Source organism: Bacillus cereus group sp. TH152-1LC (assembly GCF_027710505.1).
In the GTDB taxonomy this organism is placed as follows: domain Bacteria; phylum Bacillota; class Bacilli; order Bacillales; family Bacillaceae_G; genus Bacillus_A; species Bacillus_A mobilis.
On the sequence record NZ_JAQFNK010000006.1, the window covers coordinates 132457 to 156651 of the forward strand.

Below are 24195 nucleotides of genomic sequence, written 5' to 3' on the forward strand. Positions count from 1 at the left end.
TATATACAACATTTTCTTGGTGAAAAAGCTTTTTATCCCCCGCTAACAGGCGGGATTAATGCGACTATATCTCCAGCTTTTATCATCTCTTCATTCGTTACAAACTCTTCATTAACAGCCACCATCACTTTATTAAGCGATTGTAAACAATAACTTGCTTTCAGCCATTCTTTTAATTGCTGAACTGTCATTTCTTGTTTTTCTAAAATTACGAATCGATCCGATCCGACTTCCTCACGCAAATTTGCGAACAATAAAATTGTAATCATCTTCTCATTCTTCCTTCTTCGGTTTTCCTTCTGGATATGCCGTATTTTCAAGTTGATCTCCAATCCACATCGTTCCATCTTCCCAAAATTCTTTTTTCCAAATTGGGACGATTCGTTTTATACGTTCAATCGCGTATTCATTCGCTTCATACGCTACTTTACGATGCGGTGATGAAACTGCAATGACTACCGCAATATCCATGATTTCTAGCCGCCCTACACGGTGCGTAATTGCTACTTTTGCGTCTGGCCACTTTTCATTTATTTCTTCACCAATTCTCATAAGTTGTTTCACTGCCATCGGTTTATATGCTTCGTACTCTAAATGTAGCGTTCGTTTTCCTTTTGTTAGTTCTCTCACCGTACCAATAAATGTTGTAATTGCACCTGCTTCTCTTCTTGCGACTTTATTCATTACTTCTTCAACTGAAATCGGTATATCTACAATTTCAAATAGTGCTTGTCCCATTAGAAACACCTCTCACTTTATCCCGCTTTAATGGGCAGTAAGACCCCCACTGATTAAAGTTTCACTTTATAAAATGTCCCAGGCCATTCACTACCTTCATTATCTTCCAGTAAGAGAATATCTACGAACATATCTTTTTTATACCCTCTCGTACCACCTGGAAGTACAATAAATATATTTGTCTCTGCTAGGGAAGAAACTGAGCTAGATTTATCAAACCCTGACGGATAAGTAATTAGTTGCCCTTCGTTATATGTCAGTTTTGCTCGCACAAATCTTGTAAATGGATTTGGTTTTAGAAAATCTTCTCCTAATAACGCTTTTTCTCTCTTCATATGTGCTTTTTCACTAAACATATACGTCCGAATACAAGGTCTTACAAACAATTCAAATCCTACGTAACAAGCAGATGGATTTCCTGATAAACCAAATAATAACTTGCCATTTAATTGCGCTACAGTCGTAACACTTCCTGGCCGCATTGCAACTTTATTGAAAAGAACCGATGCACCTAACTTTTCGTAAATAGCTGGTAAATAATCGTAATCCCCTACTGATACACCGCCTGTTGTAATGAGCATATCCACTTGGGTTAACGCTTCTTTTACAGCTGTGAAACATGTATGAAAATCATCGCTAAACTTCCCAAAATATTTTACTCTTCCGCCCGCTCTTCGAATTTGAGACAATATCATATACGTATTACTATTTCGGATTTTCCCTGGCTGTAGTGAATCATTTACATCTAGTAATTCACTACCAGTCGCTAACAATCCAATTACAGGCTTTCTTGCCACTGGTACCTCACTATATCCGAACGTAGCAAGAAGAGCCGAAATACCTGGATGAATGTATGATCCTTTTTTTGTAAGAACCGTTCCTTTACGAGCATCTTCACCTTGAAAAGAAATATTGTCACCCGTTTTGAATGATCGCTTCACTTCCATATAATTGTTGCCAGCTTCCTCATATTGACGAGTCAGCTCTAACATAACAACTGCATCACACCCATTCGGAATTTGTGCTCCCGTCATAATTCGAACTGCTTGAAACGGCCCTACTTTCTCGTGGAATATTGATCCCGCACCAATTTCACCAATTACTTCAAACACAATTGGCGTTTCATAACTTGCTACATTCGTATCTTCTGCTCTAATAGCAAATCCGTCATACGGTGAACGATTGAATGAAGGTACGTCATGGTCAGCTACTAAATCCTCTGCTAATATACGCCCGTAGGCTAATTCAATAGGTAGTAGCTCCTTTAATCCCTCATTAGCAAACCCCATTACTTTACGAACAGCTTCTTCAACCGTAATTGGCACTCTTCTTTCCATTATTGACAACCCTTTCTATTAACCGAATACGCGATAATATAATTGTTTCGCTTTCGAAATATCATTTGTACCATGAATGAAAACACGACCATCCCGAAAAATAACGACGCGGTAATCATCTAGGTGGCAAGATAGTAAATACGGATTCCGCTCTACTTTCCCTAGTTTATTTAATACTTTTTCTATATCATCAAAATCGTACTTTCTATTTTCTACTGGCCTAATTTGCACTGTATTTCTTCCGCATAAAGCAGCTACCTTCGTTTGGTTTTCGTATGATAAATAAGGATAAGTTCGATTTAAGCCGCACGAAGGGCAATCGTCTGTTTTGATTTTCCCTAGTTTTATAAAATGGTTTTGATTACTCCATATATCAAACATGAAAAACGTTTTTCTAATTGCTGCAAAATCTCCTACTAAAATTTTGAATGCTTCCGCCACTTGATATGCTGCGACAATTTGAACAGTCGGGCTAATAATTCCAGCGGTATCACATGTGACACCTGTAACAGGAACGTTCTTCAGCACACAATGTAAACATGGTGTCTCTTGCGGAATAACCGTATAACTCATACCGTACGAGCCAACGCAAGAACCATATACCCACGGAATCTTATGTTTTTGTGATAAATCACTTATTACAAATCGAATATCAAAATTATCTGTTGCATCAATGATTACATCTACATTTTTTAATAGGTCTTCCATGTTTTCTGCACTTGCATCCATTACGAAAGCATCTATGTGTACTTCCGAATTAATTTGCTCTAACCGATTTTTAGCAGCAATTGCTTTCGGTATTTTCTCTCTCGCATCTTCTTCAGAGTACAATTGTTGCCTTTGTAAATTACTCCATTCAACGTAGTCACGATCAATAATCGTCAACTTGCCAATGCCTGCACGTACGAAACTTTCAGCACTTGCACTTCCTAATGCGCCTGCTCCTACAATTAACACATGTTTATTTCGAATTTTTTCTTGTCCTTTACTCCCGATCGGTTTGAACAACTGTTGTCGTGAATACCGCTCAGCCATTACATACCCTTCCTCTCACAAACTCTATTTCATATTAGAATGTTGTTTTTGATAACAAGCAAAGTAAGCAAATCCAACAAATCCAGCTCCCCCAATTACATTTCCGATAAAAACAGGAACAAAATTTCTAGCAAGATCCATCCACGTCAGATGACCTGCAAAAATAACTGCCGAGATGACAAACATATTTGCTACCACTTGCTGAAATCCAATCACGACAAATGCCATAATTGGAATCCAAATTCCGATTATTTTTCCGACAAAATCACTCGTCCCATAAGCGAGCCAAAGCGCAAGACAAACGAGCCAATTACAACCAATTGCTAAAATTAAAGTTCTCCCAAACGTTTCATGTAACTTTCCTTCTGCAATTGCTACCGTTTTATTTAAATAATCTCCTTCTGTTAATCCGCCAAGATGACCGAAACAATACGCAACAAAAATAGCTCCCACGAAATTCATGAAAGTAATCCAAACCCAATTATTTAGTACACTTACCAATGTAATTTTCTTTGCATAAAGTGCCATAGAAAGTGACATCATATTTCCGGTAATTAATTCTCCTCCTGCTAATACGACGAGCATTAATCCAACAGGGAAAACCGCTCCTCCTAAAACATTGACTAAACTACCCCAACGCTCTGGTAAATTACCTAAAACGCGAATGTTAAGCAAAAAACCTAACGAAATAAACGCTCCTCCTAAAAAACCGAGAATAAGCATTGCTGGCAACGTCTGACTTACTTTTTGAACACCAGCCTCAATTACAAGCTCAGCAATTTGTTCCGGTTTATGAAATGCCATTACTAATTCCTCCATTTTCTCCAAATAAAAAAGCAGCTTCAAAAAACCTCCTCAAAATAAAGGTTTTTGAATGCTGCTTAATTTCTCTGCACATCTTTTACAGAGATATCAATCATCACTTTTACTATAAAATAGAAAACCTACAACCGTTGCACATTTTCCATTTTGTATATACTTCCTCAAAGCGTCACTCTTATATCAACCACCAATATGTGACATTTCAATTTTAGGCGCTCTTTTGTTACTTGTATGACTTAATCGTTCATCTGAATAACGATCTTCTCGGTTGTTCCATATATCACGCACGATATATGTTATTTCATCGTCAGTGTATTCAGATCGAAGTAATTCTCTCAAATCATTTCCTTTAGAAGCGAACAAACAAGTATATAATTTTCCTTCTGCAGAAATACGTGCTCTCGTACATGAGGAACAGAAGGAATCTGTTACGGATGAAATAATACCTATCTCTTCATCACTTCCAATATAACGATAACGAGTCGCAACTTCACCTGCATAATTCGCTTCTATCCGTTCTAACGGCATAACTTGATGAATCGCATTTACTATTTCTTGTTTCGAGACGACCTCTTTTAATTCCCAACCGTTATAATTCCCAACGTCCATATACTCAATAAAACGAAGAATATGCTTATTTTCCTTAAAGTATTGTGCCATCTGCAAAATGTCCTGTTCGTTTTTTCCCTTTTGAACGACCATGTTTATTTTTATTTTCATACCAACTTCAGCTGCAGCCTGTATTCCTTCTAGAACCCTTTGCACTTTGCTTCTATTACCATTCAAATAGAAAAAACGATCTTCTTCTAAGGAATCTAAACTAACTGTCACACGTGATAAACCCGCCTTATATAAATCAGGAGCAAACTTTTTAAGTAACGATCCATTGGTTGTTAAACCGATATCCTCCACACCATCTATTTTATTAAGGCGCTCAATAAGCTGCGGAAGACCTCTTCGAAGTAACGGTTCTCCGCCCGTAATTCGTAACTTTCTTACACCTAAAGAAACAAAAATACGTGTTATCCTTTCAATCTCATCAAAAGATAAAATTTTATCATTAGACAAAAACGAATAATCAGGACCAAATATTTCTTCTGGCATACAATAACGACAGCGAAAATTACAGCGATCAGTAACAGAAATACGTAAATCCTTTAAAGGACGTTGTAGTTTGTCTAATGTGACAGATTTCATATTTATTGCCTCGCTTTTACTTATTTTATATTTAAAACACGCTCTGGATGTGTATATACATTTAAGGATTGATTCCGAATAAATCCTATCGTAGTAATACCTAATTCTTCTGCTAGCTGCAAAGCCAACTCAGTTGGAGCTGATTTTGAGAGTATAATTTCACAACCAATTTTTGCAACTTTCAATAATATTTCCGAAGAAATACGACCACTAAAAACAATGATTTTATCACTTATAGAAATATTATTTTTTAAGCAATAACCGTAAATTTTATCTAATGCATTATGTCTACCAATATCCATTCGGCTTAAAATAATAGCATTCACATCACACAGCATGAAGTAATATAACGTTTATTTTGCATTTGTTCGTAATACGGATTCACTTTTTTTGTTGTGACATGTACAAATCCTTCTTTCTCTTGTACCCATATGTCATCAATATCTTCATACTTCCGAATGATTCCTTCAGATGCTAAGAAGCCTATTACCATATCTTCTATATATTCTGGAGTACTAACCATTGTAACAAACTCCTGTCCATTCATTTTAATCGTGACTGGAAACTCTGTTACAATGCTGTCCTCTATATGTTTAAACGCCCCTTGTTCATAACGAAAGATTTCTCTTTCTACCTGTATCGGTTTCACGATCAGTATCCTTCTCTCACGTTATATTTTTATCAAAAACGAATACCGAAACTGCAATATCTTCTTCTACTTTCATATCTGAAAATAAATTCACTAATTTTGCTCCAACAAGTTCCTCCAAATGTTCACGGGAATTCGCAGCATACACTTCTTGAATCATTTTCGTTCTAGCCAAATGAACCATTTCCGCACCGTCCATCGTACTTGAAATGAATTTTTCAGTAGGTGTTAAGTTTCCGTAAAGTGTCGCAATCGCCATATTTTCAGCAAAAACAGTATGAATTCGTTCCGGTCCTTTTCCGAAAAGTTCCTTTCGAAGTTTTCGTATCATATCATTAAATTCATGTACTTTTTTTGACATACAATTATACCTCCAAAAAATCCTCATTTTACTTTATTATATATTTTACCAAAATGATCCTTCCGCCCAAACCATTTCGTACAAACATTTGGGCGAAAAGATTCACTTCATGAAGATTATTCGTCTTTTAACCCTTTACCCATACCTTTTAAGAAATGAAGCCCAAACCCGATAGCACGGTTAATGTCTGGGTCTTTCAATACTTTCATAAGATCAAATACTCCTACCTTTTTATTACTCTCTAGATGTTCATTACCTTCTTCTAACCCTACTAATAAACTACCTATAAGCTTTTTCGTAAGTTCCGGATCAAGTTCTGTTAAAGCACCTGCAGCACCCATCATATTATTAATTAAATTTGTAACAGGCTCACGAGTCACTTGGCCAAGAACGATTTTTGCGATTAGTTCTTTCGCTTTTAGCATAGAATTTGCGGCTTCTAGCATTCCGATGTCATTTAATTCACCGACAATATTAAACATTTGATTTAAAGCTTCTTCATTATTAGCTAGAAGTTCTTTTAAATCATCTAATTTTTGCTGTTTTATTTCTTCCTCAGTTAATTCTTGTTTTTGAATCATTTTTATAGGTGCAGCCATATTTTTCTCCTCCTACTTATCCGTTAAATGCACATACCCTGGACGTGCCCACTTACGATCTACCTCAATACCAGCTTGAGGGTGACGTTTTTTATTGCGTGGATTTGCTTTTGGCATCGGATTTTCGCCATCAACTTCTAGCACTTCCATACGCACTTTCGTCTGTTTATAAGCAGGTGTATTTGTACGCGTATCAACTGCAGGACCTGTTAAGAAATTAATTGCTGTTTCATTATCTGTAGAGTTCATCGGTAAATATAATTCATTCGCTTTTACACGATCTGTTACAAGTGCGCGTAATTTTAATGCTCCAAAAGGAGAAACAAGACGAACTAATGAACCTGTTTTCACTCCACGTTCTTTTGCAAGCGCTGGAGAAATTTCAACGAACACGCCAGGTACTTTCGTTTGAATACCTGTTGATTTATTTGTCATATTCCCTTCATGGAAATGCTCAAGCATACGACCGTTATTAATGTGAAGATCGAACTCCGCTGGGAATTCAGCTGGACGTACCCAATCAGCAATCGCAAAACGAGCTCTTTTATCTGGGAAGTTAAATCCATCTTGGAACAGAAGTGGTGTATTCGTTCCATCAAAACTTCCCCAATGGAAACTATTCCACCCTTTAAGCACTTCATAATTTGCTTGTGAGAATAGTGGTGATAAACTTGCCATTTCAGCAAAAATTTCACTTGGATGGCTATAATTCCAGTTTGCACCTAATTTATTCGCAATCTCCTGCACAATCCACCAGTCTGGCTTCGCATCTCCAAGCGTAGGAAGAACTTGATACAATCTTTGTACACGGCGCTCTGTATTTGTGAAAGTACCTTCTTTCTCAAGAGACGGTGCTGCTGGTAATACAACATCTGCATATTGAGCAGTTTTAGATAAGAAAACATCTTGCACAACGAAGAAATCAAGGCTTGATAACACTTCATGTACATGGTTCGCATTAGAGTCTACAAGAGCCATATCCTCTCCAACAAGATACATAGCTTTCATTTTCCCTTCATCAATTGCATGTAACATTTCAATATTATTAAGACCTGGTTCACTATTAATTTTTACTCCGTAAGCCATTTCAAATTTCGCACGTTCCATATCGTTAGTCACGTGCTGATATCCAGGAAGCCATCCTGGTAAAGTACCCATATCACAAGCACCTTGTACGTTATTATGACCTCGAAGTGGATATGCACCAGCACCTGGACGACGATAATTACCTGTTGCAAGAAGTAAGTTTGAAATCGCAGCGGAAGTATCAGATCCACCTGTATTTTGCGTTACTCCCATGCCCCAAAGGATACATGTACCATCTGCATCACGAATCATTTCAGCCATTTGCATAAGTGTTTCTTTTGAAATACCAGTCATTTCTTCTGCATATTGAAGTGTATATTCTGTAAGGCTCTCTTTGAAATCTTCAAAGAAATTTACATTCTCATCAATAAATTGCTGATCGTGCCAGCCTTGATCAATCATATATTTCGTAACAGCCATTAACCATACTTGATCTGTTCCTTGTTTTGGACTAATAAATACGTCTGAACGCTCTGCCATTTCTGTTTTACGAAGATCAGCTACAATTAATTTTTGTCCGTGTAATTTATGCGCTCGTTTAATACGTGTAGCTAAAACAGGATGACCTTCTGTCGGATTACAACCTACAATAATAACAAGACCGGATTTTGCGATATCTTTAATCGTTCCAGCATCTCCGCCCATACCAATTGTACGGAATAATCCGTCTGTCGCTGGCGATTGGCAATAACGTGAGCAGTTATCAATATTATTCGTTTCAAATACTTGTCGAGCTAGTTTTTGAATCACATAATTGTCTTCATTCGTAATTTTTGATGAAGAAATAAAACCGATAGCATCTTTACCGTATTCTTCTTTAATAGATCCTAATTTACTTGCAACTACATGTAGTGCTTCTTCCCATGTAGATTCAACAAACATTCCATTTTTACGAATTAAAGGTTTTGTAATTCTTTCTTTAGAATTCACGAAATCCCAACCGAATTTTCCTTTTACACAAGTAGAAATTGCGTTAACTGGCGCATCAGAAGAAGGCTGTACTTTAAGGATTTTACGCCCTTTCGTCCACACTTCAAATGAACAACCTACGCCACAAAATGTACAAACTGTTTTCGTTTTCTTCGTACGAGTATCACGCATGGCCGCTTCCACTTCTGATACCGCAAAAATGCCGCTATATCCTGGTTCAACTTCTTTAATTAAATCTACCATCGGTTCGAGAATATCTGGTTTTAATCCCGTCATAAATCCAGCTTCACCAAGCATCGTTTTCTCCATTAAAGCATTACAAGGACAAATGGTTACACATTGACCACAGCTCACGCATGAAGAATCATTAATATTTACTCCTTCATCCCAAATAACTCGTGGGCGTTCCGCTTCCCAATCTATTGATAACGTTTCATTTACTTGTAAGTTTTGACATACCTCAACACATTGACCGCATGCAATACATTGATTAGGATCGTAGCGATAAAACGGATGCGACATATCAACTTCACTTACATCTACTTTCGGTTCATAAGGATATTTTTGATGTTCAATCTCCATTAATTCTGCTGTATTATGCAGTTTACAGTTCCCATTGTTGTTATCACATACAGTACAGTATAATAAATGATTTTCTAGTAACCGATCCATCCCCTCTGTTTGTGCTTCTTTTGCACGAGTAGAATTACGTTCAATGTTCATACCTTCCGTCGCCACTGTCGAACAAGAGCGCATTAACTTTCCGTCAACTTCTACAATACAAGTGTCACATGTTTGAATAGGATCTACTTCTGGCACGTAACAAATTTGCGGATGTTCAATCCCGTTCTCATTAATAACACCCAATATCGTTGAACCAGGCTCCGCTGTATACTTTTTTCCGTCAATTGTAATATGAACCATGTTGTTATTCATGGTCTTTCCCCCTTTTTGAGAATAAAAAAACTCCACCACGAAAATATACGCACCACATTTCGGCACGTTATTATCATGGTGGAGTAGTTTATTAGCACATCTTGCTAAAATACCAATCCATTTATTCATAAATAAAACGATAGATTCATAACAGGTCATATCACGATTCCATCTTTAACACTATAATTATAGCGTTAAAGATAAAAATATACAATATAAAATTTAAACTACGCATATGTCCGCATAGAACTATCCATAATAACCCATATAAAGTGAAGCTTTAATCAGTGGGGGTTTTCTTCATCCCCCACTGATTATTAGTTGAACCAATCGGACTTTTATGGGCAGTTGATCCCCCATCTAAATTCTTTGCTTTCGCTGTATTTTGAGATGGGGGTCTTACTGCCCATTAAAGTGGGATAATATATGACAAGGAGTAAGCGAACAAATGGGGTCTTTTAATAACTGGATACGTGGTGAAAAATCTTTTTCTGCACAAGAGCAAGCTGATCACCAATTAAAAAAATCTATTTCTTCTTCTCTTTCCCTTAATCTAAAGCACTTATCCAAACTGTTTAGCGGTATTCCAGAATTAATTACACGCACTTTTCCGTTAAAAAACGGAAAAGAAGCTGCACTTATATATATGGAAGGACTTGTCGATAAAACTGTTATTAACATCGATATTCTTCGCCCACTCCTATTTAAAGAGTGGAATGAGGACGATTTTTGGGAATCCTCCGTTACAATCGGGAATATAAAGAAAGTTCAGCAGTGGGCAGACATTGAACAGTCCCTTTTACATGGGAAAAGCATTTTATTCATTAATGGACAACTTACAGCTTTAGAACTAGATACGCAATCGGCACCAAAAAGGAGTATTGAAGAACCGACTACAGAAACTTCCATAAAAAGCTCACACGAAGGATTTAATGAGGTAGCGAGCGACAGTCTTGCACTTATTCGTCGCTATATTCCAAATCGCGAATTGAAAGTGAAGGAATTCACTGTTGGTGAACGAGCTACTTCAAAGGTTTTTTTGCTATACCTAGCAGACACCGCAAATGAAGATGTCGTACAAGAGATGGCATGCCGTATCGAATCCATTAAAGTGGATGCCATTCTTACTACCGGAGAATTAGAAGGATTTGTTGAAGATAATTCCTATACTCTCTTTCCCCAATTATCTATCACTGAACGCCCTGACACAACGGCCCATCATATTCTGGATGGACGAATTGCTGTTGTTGTAGATCGCTCACCAGGCGTATTAATTGGACCTATGACCTTTTCAGCTTTTTTTCAGACGATAGATGATTACAGCTTTAGGCCAATGATTCCATCTTTCATACGATTACTTCGTTTCACCGGATTATTTATTGCAATATTTGCACCAGCTCTTTATATTGCTATGATTTCCTTTCATTATGAAGTGATTCCACTTAAATTATTGTTAACAATTGGAGAATCTCGAGCTAAAATTCCTTTTCCTCCTATATTAGAAGCACTTTTGATGGAATTAGTACTTGAAATGCTCCGCGAAGCTGCGGTTCGGCTTCCTGGTCCCGTTGGACAAACGATCGGCGTCGTAGGAGGGATTGTCATTGGACAAGCCGCGGTTCAAGCAGGAATCGTAAGTAACGTTATGGTTATCGTCGTATCTATTACTGCAGTCGCTTCTTTCATCATTCCTAACATGGAAATGTCGGCAGGAATTCGGCTTCTTCGATTCCCAATGATGGTAATCGCTTCGTTATTTGGTGTCATTGGCATTATGGTCGGGATGGCAGTTATCATCATCCATATTCTTTCTATGGAATCACTTGGTGTACCATATGGTAGTCCTTTTTCTCCATCATTTGCTTCGGATTTAAAAGACATTCTCATACGTTTACCATGGAAAATAATGAGAAAACGACCACTCTCTCTTAACTTGAAACAAGAAAACCGACAACGAGATATGAAGGAAAGGAAGGAAAAGAAGTGACAAATCGCGCAAAGAGGGAGATCACTTTATTTCAATACATTCTAACAATTAGTGGTGTTCAAGTTGGATTTGGTGTACTCACACTTCCACGTGAAGTTGCACAAGGAGCGAATACCGATGGCTGGATGTCAATTATTATTGGATGGGCTATAACTACTTTAGTCAGCCTTTGTATTGTCCAAATTATGTCCAAACACCCTGGTTATACTTTGCTTGATGTATTAACACGTTACCTCGGAAACTGGTTAGGAAAAGGGATGATGCTCCTTTGGATTTTATACGCTGTACTTGCCGCTGTTTCTTTAATATTTTCCCTCTTATACATCATGCACATTTGGATTTTACCTAGATCTCCCATGTTTTTAATTATGATGTTATTATCTATTCCAATGCTTATGCTCGCATGTAAAGGTGTTCTTATTATTAGCCGCTATGCTGTGTTTACTGTCTTCTTTACACTCTGGATGCCATTACTATTATTTATCCCACTTAAAGACGGACATTGGGTTTATCTTCTGCCTCTCCTGAAAGAGGGGTGGATACCCGTTTTCAACACAGTAAAATCCACTATTATTGCGTTTCTCGGATTTGAGTTTGCATTTGTCCTTTATCCTTATCTCAGTAATAAATCATCTGCAAAAAAAGGAATTGTTCTTGCGAATTTAATTACGCTATTTGTTTATCTTCAAGTCACGTTCGTCTCTTTCGTTTATTTTAGCCCGGATGGTATAACCAAGTTTTTATGGCCCACTCTTTCTCTTGTTACTCCATTTCACTTTTCATTTCTGGAACGATTTGAAATTATCTTTTTGTCATTTTATCTCTTCATTATTTTTGATTCTTGCATTCCTTATATTTTCACTGCTTCAGATGGAATTAATCAATTACTTAACAAGAAAGGGAGTTCATTACCTGTTTGGTTTTTATTATTAGGGTGTGTTTTCATTTTATTCTTTTATATTCCATCCTCGTATCAAATAAGTGCATTGCGGGAATTTTGGGGAACCGCAAGTTATTTTATCGTTTTTCTATTCCCAGTCGTATTTCTCTTATACATGACACTTTATCAGCATTGGAAAAGGAGAAAACTTTAAATGAGACGCTTTATTTTCACTATACTTTGCTTTCTCATAACATTTCTAACAGGATGTGGTGGAGATCGGCTCGACTTAGAAAAACAATCGATTTCATTAATTTACGGTTTTGACGCAAAAGCAAAAGGAAAATTAATTGTGTACCACGTAAACCCTATTTTTAATGAGGATGTGGAGAAAAAATACGAAACTCATGAAGCAAAAGTACATACCCCCCGAGAAGCAAAAGCAACATTTAATAGTTCAAGTAGCGGTTTAGTATCTACAGAAAAATTACAGCTCATTTTATTTAGCACGAAGTTTTTAAAACAAGAAGGCGCTATGCCTTACCTTGATGTTTGGTATCGCGACCCTAAAAATACTGGAAATATGCGCATGGTTGCAGTTGACGGTCCAATTTCTTCTGTTATATATAATAATTTTAAAGATAAGCCTGCACTTCCTGAATATTTAACAGATTTAATTAATACGAACAAACTATACAATCGAACCGCGTTTACGACATTCCATGAATTTCATAGGCAAACTTTTAATAAAGGTATAACACCTGCTATCTCAGAAATAAAAAAAGGAAAAAAAGATATTATCGTTACTGGTTCCGCACTATTAACTTCTCGCGGAATTTATAAAATGTCTTTAAATCGATACGAAAGTGCCCTCCTTCTTCTATTACAAAAGAAGGCCAATACACCAGTTTCTCTTACAATGAAGATTCCTTCTACTCAAGTTGAAAGTAATAGTGATTTAAAAGATACAGACGGCGACGATTTCGTAACAATAAATGTTCTTAGCATGAATCGTGACATTCACACAGGCTATAACGATAACCACTTCAAATTTAATATTGCAATGAATTTTAAAGTTTCCGTATCTGAACTTACATTCAACATGGATATAGACAAAGATAGAAAGAAATTAACTTCTCTTATTACAAAACAACTAAAAAAAGATTTTAACGATTTAATCCACAACATTCAAAAACAGCAACTTGATCCATTCGGATTTGGTGATTATGCAAGAGCGTTTCAATATAAAGAATGGAAAACTGTCGAAGATGATTGGCCACGTGCCTTTTCAAAAGCTAATGTGAAAGTAACTCCTACTATTAAAATTTTAGAAAACGGGATCATTAAATAGTAAAAACACGCTACTTACTCTTATACGTGTAAAGAGTAAGTAGCGTGTTATCATTTTTATTTTGAAACTTCTTATACAGTTACGCTTCTGTTTCTGGTTCTTCGTTTTCCGCTTGTTCCAATCTTTGCTGCTCCGCAAGTTCAGCTGAAATCATTCCATAATAAATTTCTGGATACAATCCAAATATTTGATATACACTTCCTAAAAACGGCATCGGAATCCCTCTTTTCTAAAGTTGTATTGCCACTTTTAAGGATTCCCTTTTCATTCATTAAACATTCGTTTTTGGCGTTTCTTCTTCATCATGAACGCTTAATAAATTTTGCCACTTTTTATAAGGAGCACTATTTGGATCTACATAACCTTTCGCATACGAACGATCCCACAATTGTTTAATAAACATTTCTTTCTCTTTCTTTGCAACCATATCGGCACCTGTACCGTAATAGTTTTGGAAATACAACTCAATTTCATCAAGAAATAGCCTTAATAATTCATCAGAAGTTTCTTCTAGCGTTGGGTCATATTTTGCTTCACGGTCATACATTAAAATCATATCTAAAATATTATGGACATGCTCTTTACGAAGCCATCTAATATCTTGAGCACCTAATACGAACGGATGTGTATATAAATGTCCGCCCTGTATCATCGCTTTTTCTTGTTCTTCTTCAAATCTGGACAAGATGTTTTCATAAATAAACGGATTATGAAGCAATGCTCTGTGTAATTTGTAACTTTCACTTGAAATATTTTTTCCCATCGACTGAATTAAAAAGCTACGTCCAACGCCGTTATATTGATACACGAACTGACCATCAACAGCAACTAAACTAATCCAGCGATACATATACGCGTATAGAAGAGCTCGATTACATTTATCGTAATCCAACTTCGTTTGCGTTGCATTTAAGTCTGGCATGAATGCTGGTAAGTGCCAATACTTATCTAAATGCGGCGTTAAACTAGATTTTTTACTATTCAACTTGTTCACACGGCGATAGTATGACTGAAAATAATCACCTTTATCATTCATAAATCCATTTGCAATGTGCCCAGACGAAAGCTTAGGGAAGTCTTGCAACGATAAACCGTAATGCGCACGATAACAAATGACTTCAAATGGCGAAAAAGCTTCATGTACTGTATCTTTTTCTTTAAACATTTCTTGAATTAATTCCTCTTGTAGTTCTTTCTTTAAAGATGGATGTATACCCCAATATTGTAATTCCCTATGATGGGAAACTTTCGGCACAAATGGACTAGCTAAATGGAACAAGTCTTCAATTTTTTCACGGACGTATTCATCACGATCACGCTTCTTATAATCCGCTTCTTTTCGTAACGCCTCAACGATATTCAGTTCTAATTTATCGCGATAACGTATTTGTAATTCATCGTAGCAATAACTTAGTATGTGCTCACGATAAAAGTCTTCTACCTTTTTCGATTGAATCTCTTCTGTTTTCGCATCCCGGCAATATTCCCCGTATAAACTCATATAAATTTCCGCAGATATATCTTTCGGTAATACACCTAAATTTAAATGTTGCTGCATATCTTGCCATATTTTTTCTTGCAACTTCTCTTCAGCTAATACGTATACATTCGTTGGGTTTGTTTTCCCTTCAAATTCCTTGCTTCGTTTTTGAATTTCAAACAATAAATTTTCACGCGTTTCATGTAAATTATCAAAAAACCTTTCCCAATATTGAATCATTTTATTAACCGCTTGATATAGCGATTGATAAACGAGTTCTAATAGCATTTCTTTACGATACTCGTTTAATTTGTGTACGTACTGCGTTACAATATCTTCAAATTCTTTTTTAAACAAACGCTGCTGATTATTCATCATTTTTCCAAACCAGCCTTGTTGCTGCGCAATTTCTACTCGGCGAACAGCTGTTACCGTCCCATCAATATTACTTACATTAAATTTCTTATCGTAGTTTTGAATTAAATTACGCTTTTGTTCATTATTTTCATGTAAACGATTCATTTTCTCGACTAGCTGCTTTCGAATTTCATACAACATAAAACGAGCTGATACTGGGTGAACAGGATCTGTTTTCTTTAAAAACCATGTATTTAGCTGATACGACTGGCCTTCAGAACCACTTGGTGAAAAACGGTCTGATTCAATCATGTCATATAAAAGTGTCGTTACATGTTCATGTACGCGGCTTGGAATCGCATACGCATATAAACGAACCGCATGATCCACTCTTGCTACTTCACCTTTCATTTGTTCCATCATTTTCAGTTTCGCAGCTGAAATTTTACACTCATGCTGCAGACGGTTTAATTCCTCATCTTTTTGCACCGTACGCTGTACATAGCTTTCTACAGCCTCTAAAAACAGTTTAGATTTCGCAACACCAACCTTACCGCCTTCTGCTCCTTCACGCGTTTCATTGTACATTTGTCTATAGAAAATATGAGCCTGTTCCGGACGAGTAGCAAGATGTTCTAAGTCTTCTAAATAACTTTTCCCACGCTCTGGCTTTTCACGTTGCATACCACGTTTTACATCTTGATCGTATCTTTGTTTTTTCTCTTGAAACAGTTGATCTAAATGAAGCCACGATTCATCTAAACCTTGCACAGCCCATTTTAAAGCACAATATTTTAACACGTGCTCATATGGATAAATAATCTTTGCCGTTCCTGCCCCGCAATATCGTCCTTTCCCGCTCGATTCTGCTAATTGTTGAATTTGATTATCTTCCTGCGCAAAATGATTGGCAGACATCGGACTAAATAACTGTAAATAAATCGTATTTGCCATTTGCTCCATATAATCTGATAAATTGTGCAGATGGTGTCCATGTAAGTTTTCGTAATCATATAAGAAACAATAATTGTATGGTAAATGATGCTGTTTAATCGTATGATTCGTTCTCCCATCCTCATCTACTTGATCAGGACGATACTCTAATTCAATCGTGACGCCACCGCGTTTGGATAGCTCTCCTGTAGAACCGAGTGTAATCGCATGTAATTCTTTTAACGAGGCATAGCCGTTTGCTTGCACCGTTTCAAACTCTTTCGCACTAACCGTTCTCGTCTTAACTAAAACATCAGGCATTAGAAACGCACCACGTATTAAAATGTTGTGATGCTGCAGTTTTTTCCGAAGCATTTCACGTAAATATAAAGCAATTTGTAGAAACATCCCTGAACCCGTTCCGCCCGCTAGTGATGTTACGATAATGACACGCACTCCATATTCGGTTTGATCGCTTGTAACCGGAAAAATCTTCTCGATTTCTTGCCAAAAGGACGTCAATTTATCTTCTTTCATTGCAGCACGTAACGCTAAACGGGAAATGACGCGTAACTGTCCTGCCCCTTCTGTCAGCGGTTTATCAAGTATTGTCGGGTCCATCGGAAACCACTCTGGAATCGTTGGATCTCCCGCAATATATTCTCTTGGCGTTTTACTCGAACTCGTTTGTGTTTTAAACTTTCGAATATGATCAAATTTACTCAATGTATTCACATCTGTATCAAATACGTGCATTGCTACTTTTTTCCGGCGCTCCTCAGGTAGCCTTTCATATATTTGATGTGTTACAGTACTACCGATTCCACCTAAACCAATTAATATCGTTGGAACTTGTAACGTCATGTGAACCACCTTCCTATTCTTGCTTGTTTGAAATGAGGGGGAAAAGATAAGACTCCCTCCTTTTCCCTACCTACTATTCACACTCATATTTGTAGATTTCTTTACCATACCCTCTATCAATTACTAAAAGTTCATTTGGATATAGCGTCTTATGCTCCATTCCAACCTCATCCTCTGTTATAAACATCCCATCAATAATCATTCCTACTACTTGGGACTCTTTCGCTACAAATATCGATTTCGATCCTTTCTTTGCTATAAACGTAACGGATTGTACTGTCTTCCTTTCCGCTCTATACGGAATACCAAAATAGTGCTTCCACCATTTATTTTTAAGTAATTCTGGCTCAGATTGATATAACCAATCTTTCGCTACTTCTTGATCCCATTCGTAATACAACAGTGCTTTCCGGTGAAATCTTGGGCGAACAATCCAACCTAAAATGATTATTCCTACTATTAACAGTAATAAAGTGATAGGAATAACAAACTTAAAGATAAGCGCATATTTTTCATAAAACGGTGCATTTTGAATATGAAGTGAAATACTTTTCTTTACTTCTTGTAATTTTGAATCTTGCACTACGATGGTAGCTTCTACGGTGCCAGTATCTGTAAAATTGAATGTGTCGGAGTAATGAGGTCGAGGATAAATATAAATTTGATTACCATGTTGTTTTATTTCATAGTTGATTGATTGTTTAGATGTGACACCAGTAGATTTTATTAGTTTCTTTACAGCCTCTTCTGTCATCGGCTTACCATCTAACTGTGGTTGTATAATAAAGGGTTTACTATTCTCTAAATTTGTTACTTTTTCTTCATAATCTTTCGTTATTGCCTGCAGTGATAATTTTGGTTTTTCCGTTACTTCGATTTTAAATTCTTTCGTTTGTCTGTAAAATCCCTTTATGTTCATATGAACTTTCCCGCGCACTAACCCTTTATCAATCTTCGTTTCGTAGTGAAATACATGTTTTTTATCGTCCCAATTCATCGGGTACTGTTTTCCGTCTATTTCTACTTCTGCCTGAAAATATGAAGACTGAATTGGTAATTCCGTAGGCTTTGCTTCAATAACAGCAGTAGCACCTTCGTACATTTTTTCCACATTTTTTTGAATACGATCATCTTTGTCATAAGTAGAAACAGTATAGTTAAGCGCCGGTTCAACTAGTACTTGTAGTCCTTCTTTCTCAATATCTCGATCCACCTCTATCGTATAAGTTCCTGGTTTAATAACTTCCTGATTTTCCGTACTGATATGAACTATATTTCCGAATAATTTCGCTTCTCCTGGTGCATGTATAGAATAGGAAGATTGTAATTGTAACGGTTTAGAAATTTGTGTGACCTGATAATTAGACAAAGAAGGCGATTGTCGTACAAGTGTCATACGCTTTAATGGAAATGGTGTTGTAATCTCTACTTTCTTCCCTACTACTTTCGTTTTTACAATCGATTCAACAGAGGAGAACGGATCACGATTTGCAACTAATGCTGCCACTTGATTGACGCTTTTTACAATACCATCCTCTCCACTAGATGGCATCGTAACTCCGTTTATCTCTTTCTTCCATATTTCTTTAAATGTATTTAGTTGTGCCTTTTCTTGCTGTCCTAAATCCTCTTCCATCGTAATTAAAATTGGATGTAACGATATCTTTTTTGCATCCATATCCTTCTTAAACTGTGCTAACTTCTGCAAGATTTGTTCTTTTCCGCCAACCTTATCTTTCTCTAAATCATTAAATGCCCCGTCAGTTAAGACAATAAGCCAAAATTCACGTTTTCCATCTATATCTGCTTCCTTTTTTATAGATTGCATCGCCGTTTCTACTGCGCTAAACGGAGTATTTAAATAGGTTTTCCATGCCCCAATTCCCTCAATTTCTGTTTGTCTCTTATCCTTCGTTAACGAAATGTTTAATGGATCATTCGGCTTGCTCATTGGAACATACGAAAATTTATCTTTTTCATCTAATAGCGCAACTAAACTTTGCAAAGCGTAATTGGCATATTTCCAGCGATCGTTATTTCTCATGCTGCCCGAATCATCATATACAAGTGAAACGACCCTTTCCTTTGCCTCCTCTCCTTTTGCAAAAGTCCAAAACGGATGTAACCATATAAATAGAAACAACATGAATGTGGCACAAATTCGAATTTTCATGATGAGGCTTCGCCACCTTTGTAGACAAATTCCTATGTTTAAATTTATGAGAGGAAACAAGATATATGACTTGTATTTTAGGACAACTAACATGGCATAACTTTATTATGTAAACAGTTATATAAACTGAATAGTATTCCTTCTAGCGTTTTCTATCCGATACTATAAGTAAAAAAGCCTGTTTAAGCTCTACACTTAAAACAGACTTTTCCTACTTTTCGTATTCAAAACATATATCAAAAAGTTTGATTTTGAATTAACACATCACTTCAATTGTAAATCCACCAGGTGCTTCAACATAAAACGTATACGCATGTGCATGCTTAGGAGGTTCGACCAAAAAGCCATCCTCCTTCAATCTTTGATTCATCTTATTTACTTGTTCTTCACTTTCTTGAGGAAACCCTACATGAAATGTTTGTGGATAATGTACTTCTTTCCCTTTCATTAATGTTAATATAAACCCATCATTATCACGCAAAACTGCAAAGCCATTTCCCCTTGTTCCGCTACAAGTTAAACCAAAATATTTCTCTAAAAACTCTCTAGCAGCTACTACATCTGAAACTGTTAAATTAAGATGTTTAATTTTCAAACCGCCATCTTCTTTCTTAATTTTCTAATATTTTACCATATAAAGTGAAGCTTTAACAGTGGGGCTTTTACGGGCAGCCCAACCCTTTTCTCCCGCTAAATTTTGAGGTGGTGGTCTTACTGCCCGTTAATGCGGGACAAATAAAAAACACGCCTTCACAGCGTGTTTTATTGCCTCACATACACTTCAACAACCGGATTTTCTTTATTATCCGCATGCAAGCGTAAATTCTCTTCACTTGTACTATAAATACTAGCTAATAACATAATCGTTAGCACATTAGGCGTTTTTGCATCGCTTCCATATTTTCTTTCAAGTGCTTCCTTGTATTCAAACTCCAAATCCCCCTGCACATATGTATACACTTCAAAGCCATCTTCTAAATTGCAAACTACTGTATCAATTATATCTGCCCCTACTTGCTTCTTCATTTCCTCTCGCAATGCTTCAATAAATTCTTCCCACGGTACTTCGTATGTCTGAAACTGATCTGTAGATTTCATGCCTTTTTCCTCCTTATATATCCTCTTCCTATATTTCCCCTTTCCTATAACAATTATGATAGATAGGGCATTCGTACAAGCCGCACTTGTCCCCTTTACATATCGTATTACTGTAATGGGGAAGGAGGAAGAACATGCATAGACAAAAATGTTACGATACGTGCCAACGTTATTTCGGTAAAGTCGTTCGAATTGAAGATCGTGATGGTCGCATTCATTTAGGAAAAATAATTGATGTGACAAAAAGCTCTGTATGGATTGAACCAGTGCAACAGCGCTCATCTTTTGATACAGGATTTGGATACTATGACGCTTATGCAAACGGTGGATGTGATCTTTGCGGAGGCATTAGCAGATGTGACAGCTGCGGATTTGGTTGTGGTGGTGGTGGATTCAGCGGCTGTGGATGTGGCGGTCGTGGTTGCGGTAATTGCGGCGGCTGGGGAGGCGGCGGTTGTGGATGGGGCGTTGAACTCGGATTTGGTTTCATCTTCGGAATTACATTAGCTGCATTATTTTTCATTTAACATAGTAAAGAGTTGACTAACTTTAGCCAACTCTTTTTATTTATTTTTCACATATAAAAATACGATGGCCTAAAATATGTTGGTACATAAGTCGTACATTTTCATGCTGTACCCATGCCTCATATAATTCATTTGGAATATACGCGGATACATTCCATTCTGGCTCTTCTATATAGCCCGAGATCGTTTCTGCAATTGTACCACCGCCAGCAATTGTAATTCTTTTAAAATTTGCTTTCTGAAATAATTGTACCCATTCATTCTCAGTTAATAGTTCTTTCATCCCGTATAATCGGGCAATTTTTTCTTCCTCACTCTTCTCAATGTGCCTATCAATAATCATTTCAATGACAACTAGCTTGCCATCCTTCTGTAATACACGATAACACTCTGAGATCACCCTTTCTTTCTCCGTAAAAGCGAGTATCGATTCTCCGAGTACGAACTCAAATGAGTCATGCAAACAAGGTAATTGCTCTACATTCCCTTCAATTAATTGAATGTCTAGTCCTTCAATTGACCATCTATCTTTCGCCTTTTGAATCATAATCTCATTCTTTTCAACCGCCGTTACTTTATAACCACATTCTTTTGTCATATACGCGGCTGTTTTCCCCGTACCGCAGCCTATTTCAAGGACATTCGCTCCATATTTAAAAGGTAGTTGTGCTAACAATTGTTTTGTTAACGTAAAACCACCAGGGTGAGCACTCCCTATTCCGTAATAAGCTAGGAAATCGATGTAAGCATTTCGTTCCATGGGATTCTCCCTTTTTAATTTTATATATTCGAGGAAGGAATAAAAGTGCATAGAAAAAGCATTTTCAAGTGCTCTAATACCGCAACTTGAAAATGCTTTTTCTTTTATCCTGCTATTTGCTGGGCAGCTTGATTAAAATTTTACTTTATTATTTCTCTTCTACATACGCCCATTTAAAGCTATATTCCGGACTAATATTATGTTTCACAATTCCCTTTATATTTGGTTTCATTACATAGGATCGAGCATTTTGATATAAAGGTACAAGCGCTACATCATCTTCAAGTAATATTTTCTCAGCCTTTCCTAACTCTGTCCAACGTTTTTTTGCATCAGCCATCCATTCTGTCTTACTTTTCGTAATAATGTCATCATATTTTGAATCTGAGTAGCTCATCTGGTTCTGAGAATTTGTCGTTTCAAACATATCAAGGTATGTCATTGGATCTGCATAATCTGGATTCCAGCCACCATATGAAAAATCATAATCTTGGTCTGATTCTAATTTAAGCTTTTGCTTAAATGGTTGCAGTTTAATATTTACTGTTACGCCTTTTAGATTCTTTTCAACTTGATCTTTTACATACTCCCCAACTTTTTTCGCATTACCAGTATCATAATTTAAAAGTTCAATTGTGACTTGATCTTTTCCAAGTTCTTTTTTCGCTTCTTCCCAAGCTGCTGCTGCCTTTTTGGAGTCTTGTTTTAAACCATTCTTGAACGTTTCTGCGAAATCTTTACCGTCTGGCCCACTTGCTAAACCTTTTGGTACTAAGTAATCCACTGGTTTTGAACCATCATTTAAAATAACATTCGTTAAAGCTTTCTTATCAATTGATAATGCGATTGCTTCACGTAATTTTTTGCTCTTTAACGGCGTATCTTGCCCACCACGCTTTTGGTTTAGACGTAAGTAAAACGTACTCGTTTCCGAATATGCGCCAAACTCCTCTTTGTTATTTCTATACTTATCAACAAACTCTCCTGATAAAAGGGCGAAATCAATCGCTCCTGTATCGTATAAATTCACTCGAGTAGCTGGTTCTTTTACTACACTATAGTTGATTTCCTCTAGTTTTACAGTCTTTTTGTCCCAATACTGCTCATTTTTCTTTAATTTCCAGCCTTGCTCATGTTTCCAATCAGTAAGAACGAACGGTCCGTTATATACTGTTGTATCAGACTCTAAACCAAATTTATTCCCTTTTTCTTTTACAAACTTTTCATTTAATGGATAGTATGACGCAAATGCCATTAAGTTCAAGAAATATGGTACCGGCCTTTCTAGTTCCACTTCAAGCGTATAATCATCTACCGCTTTTACACCTAATGTAGCAACTTCTGCTTTTCCTTGATTAATTGTTTCTGCATTTTTAATATAGTAGGCAATAAATGCATACTCAGCAGCTGTTTTTGGATCTACGAGACGTTGCCATGCAAATACGAAATCTTTCGCTGTTACTGGATCACCGTTTGACCATTTTGCATCTTTCCGTAATTTAAATGTATATTTTTTACCATCCTCGCTTTTCGTGCTAGATTCTGCTACAGCTGGTATTGGCTTATTATCTTTATCAAGACGATATAAACCTTCCATCGTATTCCCTAAAATTTGTGCGCCAAGTGTATCTGTACTTTTTGAAGTATCCATCGTCGGAATTTCATTCGTTTCTGTACGATTTAGCACTTGCTTCGCTGCATATTTTATATCAGATTTTTTCTCTTCCCCGCCATTATTAGACGTTGTAGTCGGTTTCTTCTCCCCACCAGATCCAGAAGAACATGCTGTTAATGCCATACTCATTGCTAAAACTGGCACTACAACTGCCGTTAGTTTTTTCATTTTTTTCTTCATTCTTGTACCCTCCCCAATTATATGTATGAAACGAACTTTGAGAGATTTTCTAAGAACTTAGTTATTAATACTTCTTCACCAATTAAAATCTTGGTAATTATCCTCATTTTTGAAGTTCCCATTATTTTATTTTCATAGTAACTATGTATTTTACTATTACTACTATACGAATTCTCCCCCATCTACTATATGTCAGTACTACTTTTCTTATTCTTCTCTATTTAATTGAATAGAAAAAGA

The 24195-nt window shown here is 36.6% G+C and carries 20 protein-coding genes and 1 pseudogene; 4 read left to right on the top strand and 17 right to left on the bottom strand.

Annotation, left to right across the window (positions count from 1 at the left end):
* Window positions 1-32: 32 nt before the first annotated feature.
* The 10 genes and pseudogenes from moaD to fdhF form a co-directional block, all read right to left on the bottom strand.
* Entirely contained in the window at window positions 33-269 is a 237-nt protein-coding gene (gene moaD, locus PDL00_RS16445) for a molybdopterin converting factor subunit 1 (protein ID WP_242255263.1), read from the bottom strand.
* Window positions 270-273: 4 nt separating this feature from the next.
* On the bottom strand, window positions 274-738 hold the full coding sequence (gene moaE / locus PDL00_RS16450) for a molybdopterin synthase catalytic subunit MoaE (RefSeq protein ID WP_270730192.1): 465 nt from the start codon (window positions 736-738) through the stop codon (window positions 274-276).
* A 53-nt stretch (window positions 739-791) separates the two neighbouring features.
* Window positions 792-2075, bottom strand: a complete 1284-nt coding sequence (gene moeA / locus PDL00_RS16455) for a molybdopterin molybdotransferase MoeA (RefSeq protein ID WP_270730195.1) — start codon at window positions 2073-2075, stop codon at window positions 792-794.
* 18 nt (window positions 2076-2093) lie between these two features.
* Entirely contained in the window at window positions 2094-3110 is a 1017-nt protein-coding gene (locus PDL00_RS16460; protein ID WP_242255270.1) for a molybdopterin-synthase adenylyltransferase MoeB, read from the bottom strand.
* Between the two features lie 24 nt (window positions 3111-3134).
* Window positions 3135-3914, bottom strand: coding sequence for a formate/nitrite transporter family protein (locus tag PDL00_RS16465; RefSeq protein ID WP_002107908.1), 780 nt, complete (start codon window positions 3912-3914; stop codon window positions 3135-3137).
* 198 nt (window positions 3915-4112) lie between these two features.
* Window positions 4113-5129, bottom strand: coding sequence for a GTP 3',8-cyclase MoaA (moaA, locus tag PDL00_RS16470; protein WP_270730198.1), 1017 nt, complete (start codon window positions 5127-5129; stop codon window positions 4113-4115).
* A 20-nt stretch (window positions 5130-5149) separates the two neighbouring features.
* Window positions 5150-5778: pseudogene (locus PDL00_RS16475) on the bottom strand (formate dehydrogenase accessory sulfurtransferase FdhD).
* 16 nt (window positions 5779-5794) lie between these two features.
* Complete coding sequence (locus PDL00_RS16480; protein WP_000039580.1) at window positions 5795-6139, bottom strand: DUF2294 domain-containing protein; 345 nt, start codon at window positions 6137-6139, stop codon at window positions 5795-5797.
* A 116-nt stretch (window positions 6140-6255) separates the two neighbouring features.
* Window positions 6256-6738 (bottom strand): DUF1641 domain-containing protein, encoded by a 483-nt coding sequence (locus tag PDL00_RS16485; protein ID WP_270730199.1) that lies wholly within the window; start codon window positions 6736-6738, stop codon window positions 6256-6258.
* Window positions 6739-6750: 12 nt separating this feature from the next.
* The gene (gene fdhF / locus PDL00_RS16490) at window positions 6751-9690 is read right to left on the bottom strand and encodes a formate dehydrogenase subunit alpha (protein WP_270730201.1); all 2940 of its coding nucleotides are present in this window, start codon (window positions 9688-9690) and stop codon (window positions 6751-6753) included.
* 448 nt (window positions 9691-10138) lie between these two features.
* Between fdhF and PDL00_RS16495 the strand changes: the two genes are divergently transcribed.
* The 3 genes from PDL00_RS16495 to PDL00_RS16505 are packed head-to-tail and all read left to right on the top strand — an operon-like array spanning window position 10139 to window position 13908.
* On the top strand, window positions 10139-11677 hold the full coding sequence (locus tag PDL00_RS16495) for a spore germination protein (RefSeq protein WP_242255275.1): 1539 nt from the start codon (window positions 10139-10141) through the stop codon (window positions 11675-11677).
* On the top strand, window positions 11674-12771 hold the full coding sequence (locus tag PDL00_RS16500; protein ID WP_097819572.1) for an endospore germination permease: 1098 nt from the start codon (window positions 11674-11676) through the stop codon (window positions 12769-12771). The genes PDL00_RS16495 and PDL00_RS16500 overlap by 4 nt, the downstream gene beginning before the upstream one ends.
* Window positions 12772-13908 (top strand): Ger(x)C family spore germination protein, encoded by a 1137-nt coding sequence (locus PDL00_RS16505; RefSeq protein ID WP_270730205.1) that lies wholly within the window; start codon window positions 12772-12774, stop codon window positions 13906-13908.
* A 79-nt stretch (window positions 13909-13987) separates the two neighbouring features.
* Here the strand turns inward: PDL00_RS16505 and PDL00_RS16510 are convergent, their stop codons facing one another.
* The 5 genes from PDL00_RS16510 to PDL00_RS16530 form a co-directional block, all read right to left on the bottom strand.
* Window positions 13988-14122: a hypothetical protein gene (locus PDL00_RS16510; protein ID WP_001116178.1), complete on the bottom strand. Its 135-nt coding sequence runs from the start codon at window positions 14120-14122 to the stop codon at window positions 13988-13990.
* A 57-nt stretch (window positions 14123-14179) separates the two neighbouring features.
* On the bottom strand, window positions 14180-17542 hold the full coding sequence (locus PDL00_RS16515) for a tubulin-like doman-containing protein (RefSeq protein WP_064449868.1): 3363 nt from the start codon (window positions 17540-17542) through the stop codon (window positions 14180-14182).
* Between the two features lie 73 nt (window positions 17543-17615).
* A complete protein-coding gene (locus tag PDL00_RS16520) occupies window positions 17616-19715 on the bottom strand; it encodes a vWA domain-containing protein (protein ID WP_242255283.1) in 2100 nt (699 codons plus the stop codon).
* 256 nt (window positions 19716-19971) lie between these two features.
* A complete protein-coding gene (locus tag PDL00_RS16525; RefSeq protein ID WP_060631802.1) occupies window positions 19972-20310 on the bottom strand; it encodes a VOC family protein in 339 nt (112 codons plus the stop codon).
* Window positions 20311-20477: 167 nt separating this feature from the next.
* Complete coding sequence (locus PDL00_RS16530) at window positions 20478-20813, bottom strand: hypothetical protein (protein WP_242255285.1); 336 nt, start codon at window positions 20811-20813, stop codon at window positions 20478-20480.
* Window positions 20814-20947: 134 nt separating this feature from the next.
* Here PDL00_RS16530 and PDL00_RS16535 point away from each other — a divergent pair, with 134 nt between their 5' ends.
* The gene (locus PDL00_RS16535; RefSeq protein ID WP_063262489.1) at window positions 20948-21340 is read left to right on the top strand and encodes a hypothetical protein; all 393 of its coding nucleotides are present in this window, start codon (window positions 20948-20950) and stop codon (window positions 21338-21340) included.
* A gap of 40 nt (window positions 21341-21380) precedes the next feature.
* On the opposite strand, the gene PDL00_RS16540 is transcribed toward PDL00_RS16535, so the two are convergent.
* Both PDL00_RS16540 and PDL00_RS16545 read right to left on the bottom strand, forming a co-directional pair.
* A complete protein-coding gene (locus PDL00_RS16540; protein WP_242255287.1) occupies window positions 21381-22100 on the bottom strand; it encodes a class I SAM-dependent methyltransferase in 720 nt (239 codons plus the stop codon).
* Between the two features lie 148 nt (window positions 22101-22248).
* The gene (locus tag PDL00_RS16545; protein WP_242255289.1) at window positions 22249-23955 is read right to left on the bottom strand and encodes a peptide ABC transporter substrate-binding protein; all 1707 of its coding nucleotides are present in this window, start codon (window positions 23953-23955) and stop codon (window positions 22249-22251) included.
* Window positions 23956-24195 lie beyond the last annotated feature (240 nt).

Excerpts from the sequence above, each read along its gene's own strand:
- PDL00_RS16505 (WP_270730205.1), top strand. The coding sequence starts at position 12,772 with ATGAGACGCTTTATTTTCACTATACTTTGCTTTCTCATAACATTTCTA.
- PDL00_RS16485 (WP_270730199.1), bottom strand. The coding sequence starts at position 6,738 with ATGGCTGCACCTATAAAAATGATTCAAAAACAAGAATTAACTGAGGAA.
- PDL00_RS16495 (WP_242255275.1), top strand. The coding sequence starts at position 10,139 with ATGGGGTCTTTTAATAACTGGATACGTGGTGAAAAATCTTTTTCTGCA.
- moaD (WP_242255263.1), bottom strand. The coding sequence starts at position 269 with ATGATTACAATTTTATTGTTCGCAAATTTGCGTGAGGAAGTCGGATCG.
- PDL00_RS16535 (WP_063262489.1), top strand. The coding sequence starts at position 20,948 with ATGCATAGACAAAAATGTTACGATACGTGCCAACGTTATTTCGGTAAA.
- PDL00_RS16520 (WP_242255283.1), bottom strand. The coding sequence starts at position 19,715 with ATGAAAATTCGAATTTGTGCCACATTCATGTTGTTTCTATTTATATGG.
- moaE (WP_270730192.1), bottom strand. The coding sequence starts at position 738 with ATGGGACAAGCACTATTTGAAATTGTAGATATACCGATTTCAGTTGAA.
- PDL00_RS16510 (WP_001116178.1), bottom strand. The coding sequence starts at position 14,122 with ATGCCGTTTTTAGGAAGTGTATATCAAATATTTGGATTGTATCCAGAA.
- moeA (WP_270730195.1), bottom strand. The coding sequence starts at position 2,075 with ATGGAAAGAAGAGTGCCAATTACGGTTGAAGAAGCTGTTCGTAAAGTA.
- PDL00_RS16460 (WP_242255270.1), bottom strand. The coding sequence starts at position 3,110 with ATGGCTGAGCGGTATTCACGACAACAGTTGTTCAAACCGATCGGGAGT.
- moaA (WP_270730198.1), bottom strand. The coding sequence starts at position 5,129 with ATGAAATCTGTCACATTAGACAAACTACAACGTCCTTTAAAGGATTTA.
- PDL00_RS16545 (WP_242255289.1), bottom strand. The coding sequence starts at position 23,955 with ATGAAGAAAAAAATGAAAAAACTAACGGCAGTTGTAGTGCCAGTTTTA.
- PDL00_RS16480 (WP_000039580.1), bottom strand. The coding sequence starts at position 6,139 with ATGTCAAAAAAAGTACATGAATTTAATGATATGATACGAAAACTTCGA.
- PDL00_RS16530 (WP_242255285.1), bottom strand. The coding sequence starts at position 20,813 with ATGAAATCTACAGATCAGTTTCAGACATACGAAGTACCGTGGGAAGAA.
- PDL00_RS16515 (WP_064449868.1), bottom strand. The coding sequence starts at position 17,542 with ATGACGTTACAAGTTCCAACGATATTAATTGGTTTAGGTGGAATCGGT.
- fdhF (WP_270730201.1), bottom strand. The coding sequence starts at position 9,690 with ATGAATAACAACATGGTTCATATTACAATTGACGGAAAAAAGTATACA.
- PDL00_RS16465 (WP_002107908.1), bottom strand. The coding sequence starts at position 3,914 with ATGGCATTTCATAAACCGGAACAAATTGCTGAGCTTGTAATTGAGGCT.
- PDL00_RS16540 (WP_242255287.1), bottom strand. The coding sequence starts at position 22,100 with ATGGAACGAAATGCTTACATCGATTTCCTAGCTTATTACGGAATAGGG.